This is a genomic window from Paenibacillus sp. FSL R5-0623 (assembly GCF_037974265.1).
GTDB lineage: Bacteria > Bacillota > Bacilli > Paenibacillales > Paenibacillaceae > Paenibacillus.
Genome location: NZ_CP150233.1, coordinates 1235889 through 1248636 on the forward strand (window position 1 = coordinate 1235889; position 12748 = coordinate 1248636).

Consider the following 12748-nt stretch of genomic DNA (forward strand, 5'->3'; position numbering starts at 1 on the left):
GACTCTAACGAAATGTCGGATAGAGGCAGAGGACAGCAGGATCGGAAAAATGGGACAGCGGAAAAACAACGCGAGATTCGTCTGCCTCATGCAGGTATCGTTGTTCTTGTCGGTCCATCTAACAGTGGCAAAAGTACGTTGCTGGATCGTCTCATTGCAGAAGGCGTCATTCGCCGCACGGAAGCCGTCTCATCCGATCAATTCCGTATGCTGGTTGGAGATGATGAGTATGTGGATTGGAAACACCGTCCCCGCAGTGAAGCGGATGTGATCTATGCGGAGTATCAGCAAGTATCGGCCAAAGCATTTGAAGCGATGGAAGCGATGCTCGCAACCCGCTGTCGTCTGAACAAGCTGACCTGGGTCGATGCGACACATTTGTATCCCGAGGATCGCGAGCGCCTGATTCAGGTGGCAAGGAAAGCTCATGTGCCTGTAATTGCTGTGGTACTGGATATCCCGGAAAAAGAACTGCTGGAACGTGATGCCCGGCGGGAGTATCCGCGTGGACGTCAACGGGTGAAACAACAGGTGCAACAGTTCAAGCGCACATTACGCTCGATCCGTGAGGATGGCTTTGATGCCAGTTATGTGCTAAAGCGGCCGGATGAGATTACGTTTGTCCGCACATCCAATCCGCTGGTGACCGACATGGGTGCAGGTATTGATATCATCGGAGATATTCATGGTTGTTACGATGAAATGATGGAATTAATCGTGCGTCTCGGGTATGTGGACGAGGATGGAAATGGCCTGTACCGTCACGCTGAAGGACGAAAATTGGTCTCGGTTGGTGATGTAACGAGCCGTGGGCCAGAATCGTTAAAATGTCTGATGTTCTGGCAACGACATTGTGCCGCCGAGCTTGCCTACATGATTGACAGTAATCACGGCTGGAAGATCGCACGTTATCTGGATGGTCGAGACGTTACGCTGAGTCATGGTGACGAACGGGTGGAGATGGAACTACTACAGCTTGAGCAGGAGCAAGGCCAAGAGATAGCAAAGCGAGTACGTGCAGAGCTAAGGACCTTTCTGCTTGATGCACCATCTCATCTGGTCTTTTCCCGAAATGGGGTAAGACAGGTGGTTGTGGCACACGCAGGGATTCGAGATCATTTTATCGGAAAACAGTCCAAACGCATTCAGGATTACTGCCGGTATGGCGATGTGGAAGGAACGGATGAGCAGGGGCGGCCTGTGCGCAAAGATTGGTACGTGGATCACAATTCGAGTGAATGCATCGTCTGGGGACACGATCCTCGTCCGTATCCTACGATTGTGAATGATACGGTCAACATTGATCAAGGTGTCGTTTTTGGTGGCATGCTCTCTGCTTGGCGAATGCCAGAACGTGAGGCCGTCAGTATTCCGGCGAAGCAGGATTATGCGGGAGATCCGGATAGTCCATTAAAGCGCTGGGAACAGCGGCGTTTTGCTCCGCCCAACATACGTAAGTTCAAGGAGGGTTTCACGGTTCAGACAGCATCCAAACTCGACGTGTCTGTGCACGGTGAGGTGGCGAAGACGGCGATTGATACGTTTTCCCATTATACTGTGCCGCTGGAAGAACTGCTCTACATCCCGCCTACGATGAGTCCGCCGCCGGGTGTCTGTTCTGTAGAGGGGTATCTGGAGCATCCACAGGATGCGTTCCGGTATTATCGCTCACAGGGCATTACCCGTATGGTTGCCGAGAAGAAACACATGGGCAGCCGGGCCATTTTACTTCTTTTCCGCGATGAGCAAGCTGCGGTGCAGCGAGTGGGCCGACCTATGCTGGGGAACATTGTGACACGGACAGGCCGATCCTTTTTTGACCCTTCGACAGAGCAGGATGTGCTTTCCAGATTACATGCGGACTTGACCGCAGATGGTTATTTTGATCGTCATCAGACAGAATTTGTACTGCTCGATGCTGAGATTGTACCTTGGAATCTGAAGGCACGTGAGCTGATTGCTTCGCAATATGCACATGTGGCTGAAGCCTCCATGATGGATCGCTCTACGGTGATGGACAAACTGCGCGAAGCTCAAGCAGCAGGTCGTAACGTAGAGGAGTGGTTGCAGGAGACAGCAGGTAAACTCGCTAATGCCGAGACGTTCCGCGATGTATTCCAGAAATACTGCTGGGATGTGGATGATATCGGGGACATTCGGATTGCGCCGTTCCATACACTGGCACATAGCACAGGAGCATTTTGGGAGCAAACCCATGAATGGCATATGGAGCAGAACCGTGAGTTCGCTCGCATGTCGACCCTGATGATGGAGACGGAATACCGTGTGATCGCAAGTGAGGCAGATGAAGCGGATGTCACTCGTTGGTGGGATGAGATTACGGCGGAAGGGCATGAGGGGATTGTGATCAAACCTGAAACGTTCCGCGCCTGGAATAGCAACAAAATCATCCAGCCTGCGATAAAAGTACGAGGACGTGCATATTTGCACATCATCTATGGTATGGATTACCTGGCACCTGAGAATCTGTCCCGGCTTCGTAAACGCAAAACATCCAAAAAAGAACGTCACGCCTTAATGGAGAGTGCTTTGGGCATGGAGGGGATTGAGCGCTTTATACGCAGAGAACCAGTGGAACGAATTCATGAATGCGTGCTGGCGACGCTTTCGCTGGAGTCGGAGCGAGTAGACCCGCGTTTGTAAATTGTTAAATAAAAAGAATAAATGATGAAGCAGGTTCGGAGTTTATCCGACCCTGCTTTTTTTGTGTATAAACTGCGTTAGGGATTTTCCGAATCAGTTGGTATGAGCAACGGCGCGAATCTCAATCAGTTGATGAGGGAAGGCTAGACCCGATGTACCAACCATCGTAACAGCGGGACGATGAGTACCAATGTACTCTTTATACACAGCAACACATGGCTCAAGATGCTCCTGCGGATGAACTAAGAAAATCTCCAGTTCAGCAATGTTCGACTTGGTCACGTTAAATCCTGCGAGCACGCGATCCAAGTTGTCCAGTGTCTGGCGAACCTGTGCTTCAATATCATCGACACCAATAAAGTCTCCCTGCATATCATGCGAAAATTGTCCTGCAATGTAGATCGTACCGTTAACACTGTATCCCTGAGCAACGCTGAATGCCTCTTCCCACGGGACACCGTGGCTATAGATTTGAGCTGTAGACATATATTTCTCTCCTTTGGGAATTCAAGATAAGGTTAGTATAAACGGAGAAAAACGACTTGGGCAGTACGCACTTTCATGACAGTGACTATCCATTAGGATAGTGTGAACACGGTGTTTGTGAGCCTAACGACTCATTCCAGAGAATCTTTATATCAGGATATTTAATTTAGGTATAACTAACTTAAGTCCTATATCCTTCCACTAGAATCTGGGTAATAATGATAGTAGACAAGTAATTAATGGAATCTCATAACGTAACGATAGGGGGTAACCTGTATGGCATCCGTGATTCTGCTGGTGAAACAGACGGAGGACGATGAGAAGGTTATTTATCGATTCGGACCGAATGAGCGAAAGATGGGGCTCATTGAGATGAATAAGATCAAGGAAAGTGTGAAGGAACTGGAACCTGTCCAGGTGGACGGGGTAAGCCCGAGTTTTTTCTTTAACCGAGCCGCGCAGCGACTGGTACGATGTTTATTCAGGGAAGGCGGCAAGTTCCCGGAACGAACGACGTTTGAAACATAGTTTCAGCACCGCAAAAATAAGTCCACAACCCTGCTCATGGGTCATGGACTTATTTTTCATTTCAGAACGTTTTGGCATAAGAAATCAGTGCTGTTATCGTGATGATGTTAAGCAACGTTGAGATTAGCACCGTCTGGGCTGCAAAATCGGGTTCATTATCGTATTCTTCCGCGAGAATGGATGCGTTGACACCGGTCGGCATACCCGAAGCGATAATAAGTGCCTGTGCAGCGATACCTTCCAACCCAAGCAGAAGCACAATCGAAATTCCGATAGCCGGGCCAATCAGAAGACGCAAAAATGTGCTAATATACACATCAAGGCGATACAGTTGAATTGGATATTTTACAATCTGTGCTCCGAGTGTCAGCAGCGCCACAGCGACCATACTTTGCTGCGCATAGGTTAGCGGCATGGACAGGAACGTAGGCAAGGGAACCTTCCACATGTGGAACAGAATCCCCAGCAAGAGCGCATATGGAACAGGCATTTTAAGAAATCCAATAATCACGGCACGGTAATTACCTTTGAGCTTCGCGCCCTGAATGGACAACACGCCGTAGGTAAATGTCAGTAATGCCTGCAAAGACATGACCAGTGCCTGAATGGAAGAGGCGAGTGGATCGCCGCGGAATACCAGTGCATTGATGGGCAGTCCATAGTTGCCTGCGTTATCCAGCATAATGCTGTTGTTGAAGGCAGCCTTCATGCCTTTATTCATCTTAAGTGAACGCGCAAATACAGAACCTACAATATAGAGAATCAATACATATATCGCGTAAAAGAGTGTCACGGTCCCAAGCAGTTCGCCCGACATATCCGAGTGGTACATGCTCATAAAGACGGCTGCGGGGGTAATACAATAGAAATTGATTTTGGCGAGTGTGTACAAGTCCAGCTTGAACACCTTTTGCATCCAGGACCCGACGGCAATCAGGAGAAAGACGGGCAGGACGACTTCAAGCATGATGTCTGCAATCATTAGTTCAGCTTCCTTTTTCATGAAAATTTCAATCCGATTTCGAAAATGCTTTGCTCATTATATCATTTTATACACAACCGAATGTGTGAATTGGCTAAAAAACATCAGGAGGGGTTGCATCATGATTCCAGATCATCTGGATGTTGGTTTATCGATATTGTTTATTGGTTTCAATCCGAGCATTACGTCTGGAGAGACGGGTCATCATTATGCTTACAAAGGAAACCGGTTCTGGCGCATCCTTGAACGGTCGGGATTAACCCCGCGTTTATACGATGCACAGGAGGATGGAGAGTTGCTGAAGCTGGGATATGGATTCACAAATATTGTGGCCCGTCCCACCAGAGGTATGGAGGATATTACGAAGGAAGAATATGCAGAAGGACGCCAGATTTTGCGGCAAAAGCTGGAGGAATACCGACCGGACATCGCCTGTTTTGTCGGAAAAGGAGTGTACACCCAGTACAGCAAACGTGCTAAAGTGCAATGGGGATTCCAGGACGACCCGGTCGTCAAGGAGATTCAGGAGTTCGTTGCTCCCTCGTCCAGTGGACTCGTACGGATGTCGATGGATGAGATTGTGGAGATCTATTCACAGCTTGCTAATTTTGTTGCGGAGAAGAACAGGGAAGATTAAGAGGCAAGTAAGCAGGGTTCACCCAGTCGGCATCGCCGATAAGGGCGAATTCTTTTTTTTGGATAAAGTGAGAGGTTTCGGGAACGGCTCCCGTCTATATAGTACAGAACCATGCATGGAAGCTGTAGAGAAGGGGGATTACATGACTCAACAGATACCGGAGGAGGAGCTGATTCAGCGCATTATTGGTGGGGATAAGCAGTTGTTCTCCGTGCTTGTGGATCGATATAAAAATAAAGTCTACGGCATCATGCGCGGAATGGGCGCGAGTCATCCGGATGCACAGGATCTCGCTCAGGATACGTTTATTCGCATCTATCGTTATCTCCCGTCGAGGCGGGAGGGAAGCAGTTTCTCGTCGTGGGTGTACACTATTGCGGTGAATCGGATGCGAGATTTTATACGGGAAAAGAAACCCGTCATGTCTCCAGTCGATCAAGGGATCGAACCGGTCAGTAATGAAACACCGGAAAAACGTGTGCTGCATAAAGAGATGCAGCGTGAAATATATCGTGAGCTTGAACAGTTACCTGGATCGTATCGCCTGGTGTTATTACTGAAGTACACAAACGAGTTGAGCTATGAAGAGATTGCAGACATTACAGGTATGAGTTCAACCAAAGTGCGCAACGCCCTTTATCGCGGGAAAAAAACGCTGAGGAAGCAAATGGAACGCAAAGGAGGTTTAGCCACGTATGAAGCCTATTTCAAAGGATGAAGATCGGTTGTGGGAAGAGCATTTGTATCGAGAGGAGCCGGATGCGGATTTTACGCTTAAGCTCATGCAGAAGCTGGATGAGGTGTCCATGGAAAGTGGAGAAGCTGAGCATCCATTCGAGAAAAAATCCAAGAGAACGCATTGGATGCGCCGGACTGGAATCGCCGCAGCGGCAGTTGTGATTCTTGCGGGAGGGGCCTGGTATGCTTTTGATCACACAGCAGAGCCAGCGCAACCCGCGGTAAATGCTGTGGATCGTCTGCCATTGCCTAACATCCCTGTGCCTGAAGCATTGAAATATTCATATTTGGCTGATGATTACAAACGTCTTAAACTCCATGGACTAGTGGTGAATCCGAATCTACTTATTGAAGATCAAGGATATAAGCTCAAGATTGAAGATGTATTGGTGGATCGTTCTCAGATTGTAATGAGGCTGCAACAAACAGCACCTGATGGAACCAGAATGTCAATTTTATATCCTGAAATGGGAAGAATTCATGTCACTGATGAAAAGGGAAGAGAGGTTGCGACCCTTGCAAGGGATACCAGGATAAGCAGTGGTTCTCTTGACAAATTTGTATTTCAGTTTGACAAAGATATTCCTGATCAGGTGTTCGTGCGTGGAGAATTAGGACATTTAAAAGTAGGATTGTTCTATAATTTTGTGACAGAGTCATATGAGGAAAGAGACGTTAAGGTGGATTGGAGTTTTAAATTCAGCATTGATATGACCAAAGCCAAATCATTGGCTGTTGAAAATCCAATGAATAACACCTATACGACGCCAGAAGGACTAAAGCTCGATATGACACAGCTTGTACGTACTCCAAATGGAACCCGGCTAGATCTAAATGTGAAGCTGGATGATAAGCTTCGTGGCAAAGTTGATGAGAATTGGGCGAGCTATATGAGCATCATCTACCATCTTGAGATTCCTGAAACAAATGAATATCGAATTTTCAATGGTTTCAGACCAGGTGCACGTGAACCCAAGTTTCGGCTCCATGATCAGCGTGAAGTGAGGAATGATGGAGCTTTGAAATTGTCAGACACATGGGACCCGTCTGTAGTATCGCTAGATGCCAAGAACGTTCGCTTTGTGCTGGATGGCTACACTATTCCGGTGAAGGAAGAGAAGTCTGTAGAAATTGATTTGGATAAGAGGCGTAAGGACATCAATTTTTATACATTTGTAGAGTTTGAACAGCTTGGAGATAAAATATTATTTTATGATTTTGAGTACGAACCAATGATGGAATCCTATGATCCTCCGAAGATCGATGTGAAAGAAGGGTATTCACTAGTTCTGAAGGGGAGTGGGACGTTCCGGAATGCTTTCATGGGTGATCGCTGGGTGGCAGTAGATTTGGATGGAAAAGAGTATCCTGTTGAAGTGATCGGTTATCCGGATCAGCCTAATAATAACGGTGAATACGTTGAAGAAGATCTGCAATTGAAGATTCGTGGTTTTAACGAAGAAAAGGGTACAAAATTCACTTTGAAAAGAACCGTAGTCGATAAAGAGTATCGTGATGTGAATTGGGAAGTAGATCTTCCATCTTACAGTAGTCTGCCTTGGCTGAAATAACCATAGTACAATCCCCAGCCATGAAGTAATTGAAGCTTCGAATAGATGATGTAAGGATGGGTGGATGGATCGGCAAATTTAAGTGTGAATGTAAAAGAGAAATATAAGCATACAAGCCTAATATACGAACGAGGCCCTGCATATATGCTGGGCCTTTTTCGTATGCACCAGACTTACGGGGGCATGCCTAACGAATCCATCTTCAGAAAAGAGCAGTTACCCTTTCCGAATTATGCAGATTCCCTTGGAATTAACGTAGTCGATAGCATAACCGTTTCTTTTGGCGTCCCCGGGCGTTCGATCCGGCGTTGTAAAGCCTCGACCGCGCGCTGTCCAAGTTCCTCTTTACACAGATTAACTGTGGTCAGGGGCGGGGAGGACGTAACTGCGGAATGTACATTGTCGATACCGATGACAAGGCAATCTTTAGGTGTAGAGATACCGATCTCCTGTAATTTGTGCATCCATTGCAAAGCAATATCATCATTAACACCAATCCAGGCATCGGGACGTTTGTCATCTGGCATGTTTTGAATGGTGGTAGCCAATTGGTTAACCCATTCGCCGTTCTCATACGGAATGTTCCATTCTCTGAAGCTGGTCGTATGACTGGTGTCCACATGGAAATGGTTCAGGGCCAACTCAATCCCGATCTTCCGCTGGGCGAAGCTCGCAGCACGACCATCATCTGTGATGAGGCCAATCCGTTGGCAATTCATAGACATTAGATATCTAGCCACGGTGATGCCAGCTTCCAGATTATCATGGCTGATTGTATCACAATTCAGTAGGGGCTCCTGATGATCTACCAGAATAATAGGCCGACCCGTCTGAGAGAGTCGTTGCAGAACCGTATGCGGGAAAGCCCCCATGACAATAATTCCTGCACAACGTTCCCAGTCCAAATGAGGAGCAATAGCTTTTTCGGGAGAGGTGTTCTCGTCCGTCACTCCGAGTGAGGGAGATACAATGGCATGATGCCAACCACGCTCATTACAGGCGGAGATCATGCCTGACAGAACACGTTGCCAGTAGTGAGGTTCACCGCGGTTGAGCTGATTCATGCAAATGAGAACAAACGGGGGATCGGAAGGATCCACATGGTTTGCAGCAGCAGGACTGTTGGTAGCACCCGGAGTACTTTGGCGATATCCCAAAGCCCGAGCAAGTTCCAGTACCCGTGCACGTGTTGCTTCACTAACGCCTGTCTTGCCACTAAGTGCGCGGGAGACGGCATATTTGGATAATCCGAGCTGGTCAGCCAGCGTCTGAATAGATACTTTGCGTGACATATCATTACTCCTTCATTTGACGATCATCTTCTGACACAGTACACTTACAAATAATAATGTTATTATAATTTATCATAACAAAAATAACAATAGAGTTATAAGGAGACGACATCCATGGAACAGTTCAGATTACCGAAAATCCCTATGCCGCATCTGGAGTTGCCACAAGCTGTGCAGGATATTCTGACCGAGGCGGACGAGCGTTTGCAACATCGACCGAGATTGCTGGCTCAGTTTCGTAATTGTTTTCCCAATACGCTGGAAACGACCACGAAGCTGCATGATGATGGGACAACCTTTGTGATAACAGGGGATATTCCCGCGATGTGGTTAAGGGATTCCGTAGAACAGGTCATGCATTATGTTCCGCTTGCCAAGGATGATGAGAAGTTGCAGCGTATTATTGGAGGCCTGATCAAACGGCATACGTTCTACGCTGATATGGATATCTATGCCAATGCGTTCAATGAAACGGCGAATGGTTGGCATTGGGATGCCAATGATGAGACGGAGATGTCACCGTGGGTGTGGGAACGGAAGTTTGAGCTGGATTCCCTTTGTTTCTCCATGAAGCTGGCTTATACATATTGGCGGGAGACGGAACTTACGGATATATTCGATGAGCGCTTCAAGAAAGTGATGGAGAATATCGTAGACCTATGGGAGACGGAGCAGCATCACGCAGAGCGTTCATCTTACCGGTTCATGCGTCGCAATTGTCCAGCCCATGATACGCTGCGTAATGAAGGATTGGGCATGCCTGTGAATTACACGGGAATGATCTGGTCCGGATTCCGTCCGAGCGATGATGCCTGTGATTTTCATTATAATATTCCGGCGAACATGTTCGCTGCGGTAACCTTGCGCCAGATGGGGGAGATCGGGAAGTGGGTGTTCAGGGATGAACAACTGGTAAACCGGATGGCTCGTTTGGAAGAAGAAATACGACATGGCATTTCCCTGTACGGTACTTACCGTCATCCAGAGTATGGACAGATATATGCCTATGAAACGGACGGTTACGGCAACTTTTGTCTGATGGATGATGCGGGCACACCTGGACTGATGTCTATACCGTATATGGAGTATGCTTCGATTGAAGACAGGGTGTATCAGAACACACGTCGATTCATTTTGAGCAAGGAGAATCCGTTCTATTATGAAGGGCAGGTAGCCAAAGGTATTGGTAGCCCCCATACCCCTCCGGGATACATCTGGCACATGGCGCTATCCATGCAGGGTCTGACCGCAGACAATGACGAGGAGGTGCTGGCGATGATTGAATTGCTGGAGAACACGGATGCGGGTACCGGATATATGCATGAGGGTTTTCACGCCGATGATCCCAACACGTTTACCAGACAATGGTTTGCTTGGTCCAACAGCCTGTTCTCGCAATTGGTGTACAAGGCAATGAAAAAAGGGATTATATAAAATGATGAAAGTTCAAAAAAAATACTCACTGCTCGCGAAGCAGCCGTTCCGGTTACGAATCGTTCTTTTGATCGCTGTTATCCCCGGATTTCTTGATCGACTTCTGTAAAGTCGAAATCCGGTGATAAAGGCGAGCACTTCGTTTCTTCAGAATCGATTTCGTTCCCTGCACTACTTTTACTATCGAGCGCGACGGTTTTTGAACGACATCATTTTTAGAATAGGAGTAGGTAAAAAAACAAGAAAGCCCAAACTGTTGAACTTTGCAGTTTGGGCTTTGTTTATGATGAGATACACAGGCGCTTTGCTATGTGTTTTTCAGTAGATCGGCGATGGACACTTTTTGGCCAGTGCGGGCGCTCTCAAGTGATGCGAGGACCATGGCCATGCTGAACTGGTTATCGCTGCAATCGGTCTCAGGCAATCGCCCTGATTCCAGTGCGGAGAACATGTCTTCGAGACAGCCGTGGTGACCTGTTTTGTCCATGACAGGCAGTTCCGCTTCAATCCGCTCACTTGGCTGGAAAAAGGATGGTTTGCCGTCGGCATCCAGGTGTTGTGCAGCAACCACCTCAGCATAGATGTCATCATGACCATCCCAGATGGCGGTTCCTTTTTCACCGATTACGCGCCAGCTTGCTTCCCAGGACGTGGGAACTCCCTCTGCGCACCATGATCCGCGATAGTTAAATACGGACCCGTCAGACATCTCAAATATACATAACGCCATCGCATTGCCTTGATACCAGGAACCTGGAGGGTTGAATTCATGGCAGTATACCGATACCGGATTGGCTCCGAGAATGTACCGTGCCTGATCAAACGTATGTATCGCCATATCGAGCAGCAGCGGACTATCCATCAGATCCCGGAATCCGCCGAAGTGTGGCCCGAGGAAAAAGTCAGCTCCGGCATAACCTACCTGCCCTATAGCTCCGCCCGAAATGAGATGCTGATAGGCGCGGATACGCGGATCGAACCGGCGATTTTGCATCACGGCTTGAATGCGTCCTGTGCTGTGAGCGGTTTGCACAATATCTGTGCAGTCGGAGAAGGACTCCGCAAGGGGTTTCTCGCCAAAGACATGACACCCTTCCTTCAGCGCTGTCATGGCAATGCCGTAATGACTCGCCGGAATCGTGACATCGAATACAATATTTGCACCGGTCGCTTGAATGGCCTCGCGGATATCGGTGAACGTAGGACAGGTGAGACCATGTCTTGCAGCGAAAGCAGTGGCTGTCTGTTCATACAGATCAACCAGCCCAACGATTTCCGTATCCGGTCTTTGCAAGGCATAGTCTGCCCACGTATTGGCCATGGCGCCACAGCCAGCGATAATTACCTGATAAACATGACTCATCGTCTCATCTCCTTCGTATGGATTGTGTTTATACAGCTTGAATCGTGCATTACAAGGAGTGTTCAGGGAGATTTCCTACACTGGGTTTGGCACAAAATCGCCACCACGGCATTGTTTCAAATATCGTAAAGCATGCACCTGTCCGGTCATTTCGAGTTCGTCTTTGTAGACGGGATCATGCCAGCCTTCAATATCAATCGTACCCTGATAACCGTTCTGACGCAGAATCGTGATAATGTCTGCCCAGTTGTTATCCCCGAAGCCGGGTGTGCGGTGCCAGACAAATTCCCGTGGGCCATGCACGCCGTATTCCTTGACAATATCCCAGGCAATCGTGGCATCTTTGCCATGTACGTGGAAGACTTTATGAGCCCATTTGCGTAGCTGTGGAATAGGATCAATCAGGCTGGACATTTGATGGCAAGGCTCCCACTCCAAGCCTACATTTTCATCTGGAACAGCATCAAACATCATCTCCCAAGCCGTCGGATTATGGGCGATGTTCCAGTCGCCTGTCTGCCAGGTTCCACCCATATCACAGTTTTCAAAAGCGATGCGTACACCCCGGTCTGCTGCCCGGCGTGCCAGTTCACCAAATACTTCCTTGAAACGGGGGATGGACTCGTTGATGGGTTGATCGGTCAGGCGTCCGGTGAACCCGGAGACGATATCTGCACCGAAGAGCTGTGCATGATCAATCACCCGCTCCCAGCTTGCCAGTGTATCGGCGTTGTCTCCGGCTCCCGTTAGCGGATTACCAAATACACTCACCGCGGAGATGACAATGCCTTGTTCGTCCACAATTTCACGGACACGTTTGGCTGTCTCTGCCAGGTCCAGATCGCCAGTTGTTTGCCAGAAGGTCAGGTTAAATGATTCGAAGCCGTGTTGCATGATCTGCGGGATAACGCGGACGGCGTCCTGCCCGCCTACAAGGGTACCGATGCGTAATGATTTATTCATGGTTGTATTTCACTCCAATATTGGCTTATAGTACTTCGTGACACACTCATTATAGCTGTGGATTAACGGGATGGCTCTAAACAATCTTGT

Annotated in this window: 11 protein-coding genes; 6 read left to right on the top strand and 5 right to left on the bottom strand. The window is 48.1% G+C overall.

Annotation, left to right across the window (positions count from 1 at the left end):
• The first annotated feature begins 12 nt into the window (after positions 1-12).
• Positions 13-2664: a polynucleotide kinase-phosphatase gene (locus MKY92_RS05545; RefSeq protein ID WP_339301702.1), complete on the top strand. Its 2652-nt coding sequence runs from the start codon at positions 13-15 to the stop codon at positions 2662-2664.
• 93 nt (positions 2665-2757) lie between these two features.
• Here MKY92_RS05545 and MKY92_RS05550 read toward each other — a convergent pair whose 3' ends face one another.
• The gene (locus MKY92_RS05550) at positions 2758-3150 is read right to left on the bottom strand and encodes a RidA family protein (RefSeq protein WP_339299582.1); all 393 of its coding nucleotides are present in this window, start codon (positions 3148-3150) and stop codon (positions 2758-2760) included.
• Between the two features lie 276 nt (positions 3151-3426).
• On the opposite strand from MKY92_RS05550, the gene MKY92_RS05555 reads away from it, so the two are divergent.
• Positions 3427-3678: a hypothetical protein gene (locus tag MKY92_RS05555; RefSeq protein WP_036606446.1), complete on the top strand. Its 252-nt coding sequence runs from the start codon at positions 3427-3429 to the stop codon at positions 3676-3678.
• A 61-nt stretch (positions 3679-3739) separates the two neighbouring features.
• Here MKY92_RS05555 and MKY92_RS05560 read toward each other — a convergent pair whose 3' ends face one another.
• Positions 3740-4660: an AEC family transporter gene (locus MKY92_RS05560; protein WP_339301704.1), complete on the bottom strand. Its 921-nt coding sequence runs from the start codon at positions 4658-4660 to the stop codon at positions 3740-3742.
• A 121-nt stretch (positions 4661-4781) separates the two neighbouring features.
• Between MKY92_RS05560 and MKY92_RS05565 the strand changes: the two genes are divergently transcribed.
• The 3 genes from MKY92_RS05565 (at position 4782) to MKY92_RS05575 (ending at position 7606) form a co-directional block, all read left to right on the top strand.
• Complete coding sequence (locus MKY92_RS05565; RefSeq protein ID WP_339299583.1) at positions 4782-5297, top strand: mismatch-specific DNA-glycosylase; 516 nt, start codon at positions 4782-4784, stop codon at positions 5295-5297.
• A 142-nt stretch (positions 5298-5439) separates the two neighbouring features.
• The gene (locus MKY92_RS05570; RefSeq protein ID WP_339299585.1) at positions 5440-6015 is read left to right on the top strand and encodes a sigma-70 family RNA polymerase sigma factor; all 576 of its coding nucleotides are present in this window, start codon (positions 5440-5442) and stop codon (positions 6013-6015) included.
• Positions 5993-7606 (top strand): hypothetical protein, encoded by a 1614-nt coding sequence (locus tag MKY92_RS05575; RefSeq protein WP_339299586.1) that lies wholly within the window; start codon positions 5993-5995, stop codon positions 7604-7606. Before MKY92_RS05570 ends, MKY92_RS05575 begins: the two co-directional genes overlap by 23 nt.
• Positions 7607-7836: 230 nt before the next feature.
• On the opposite strand, the gene MKY92_RS05580 is transcribed toward MKY92_RS05575, so the two are convergent.
• Complete coding sequence (locus MKY92_RS05580; protein ID WP_339299587.1) at positions 7837-8898, bottom strand: LacI family DNA-binding transcriptional regulator; 1062 nt, start codon at positions 8896-8898, stop codon at positions 7837-7839.
• Positions 8899-9012: 114 nt separating this feature from the next.
• Here MKY92_RS05580 and MKY92_RS05585 point away from each other — a divergent pair, with 114 nt between their 5' ends.
• The gene (locus MKY92_RS05585) at positions 9013-10332 is read left to right on the top strand and encodes a glycoside hydrolase family 125 protein (protein WP_339299588.1); all 1320 of its coding nucleotides are present in this window, start codon (positions 9013-9015) and stop codon (positions 10330-10332) included.
• Positions 10333-10639: 307 nt separating this feature from the next.
• On the opposite strand, the gene MKY92_RS05590 is transcribed toward MKY92_RS05585, so the two are convergent.
• A complete protein-coding gene (locus tag MKY92_RS05590) occupies positions 10640-11695 on the bottom strand; it encodes a Gfo/Idh/MocA family oxidoreductase (RefSeq protein WP_339299589.1) in 1056 nt (351 codons plus the stop codon).
• A gap of 75 nt (positions 11696-11770) precedes the next feature.
• Complete coding sequence (locus MKY92_RS05595; RefSeq protein WP_076214488.1) at positions 11771-12658, bottom strand: sugar phosphate isomerase/epimerase; 888 nt, start codon at positions 12656-12658, stop codon at positions 11771-11773.
• Positions 12659-12748 lie beyond the last annotated feature (90 nt).

Excerpts from the sequence above, each read along its gene's own strand:
- MKY92_RS05545 (WP_339301702.1), top strand. The coding sequence starts at position 13 with ATGTCGGATAGAGGCAGAGGACAGCAGGATCGGAAAAATGGGACAGCG.
- MKY92_RS05550 (WP_339299582.1), bottom strand. The coding sequence starts at position 3,150 with ATGTCTACAGCTCAAATCTATAGCCACGGTGTCCCGTGGGAAGAGGCA.
- MKY92_RS05555 (WP_036606446.1), top strand. The coding sequence starts at position 3,427 with ATGGCATCCGTGATTCTGCTGGTGAAACAGACGGAGGACGATGAGAAG.
- MKY92_RS05560 (WP_339301704.1), bottom strand. The coding sequence starts at position 4,660 with ATGATTGCAGACATCATGCTTGAAGTCGTCCTGCCCGTCTTTCTCCTG.
- MKY92_RS05565 (WP_339299583.1), top strand. The coding sequence starts at position 4,782 with ATGATTCCAGATCATCTGGATGTTGGTTTATCGATATTGTTTATTGGT.
- MKY92_RS05570 (WP_339299585.1), top strand. The coding sequence starts at position 5,440 with ATGACTCAACAGATACCGGAGGAGGAGCTGATTCAGCGCATTATTGGT.
- MKY92_RS05575 (WP_339299586.1), top strand. The coding sequence starts at position 5,993 with ATGAAGCCTATTTCAAAGGATGAAGATCGGTTGTGGGAAGAGCATTTG.
- MKY92_RS05580 (WP_339299587.1), bottom strand. The coding sequence starts at position 8,898 with ATGTCACGCAAAGTATCTATTCAGACGCTGGCTGACCAGCTCGGATTA.
- MKY92_RS05585 (WP_339299588.1), top strand. The coding sequence starts at position 9,013 with ATGGAACAGTTCAGATTACCGAAAATCCCTATGCCGCATCTGGAGTTG.
- MKY92_RS05590 (WP_339299589.1), bottom strand. The coding sequence starts at position 11,695 with ATGAGTCATGTTTATCAGGTAATTATCGCTGGCTGTGGCGCCATGGCC.
- MKY92_RS05595 (WP_076214488.1), bottom strand. The coding sequence starts at position 12,658 with ATGAATAAATCATTACGCATCGGTACCCTTGTAGGCGGGCAGGACGCC.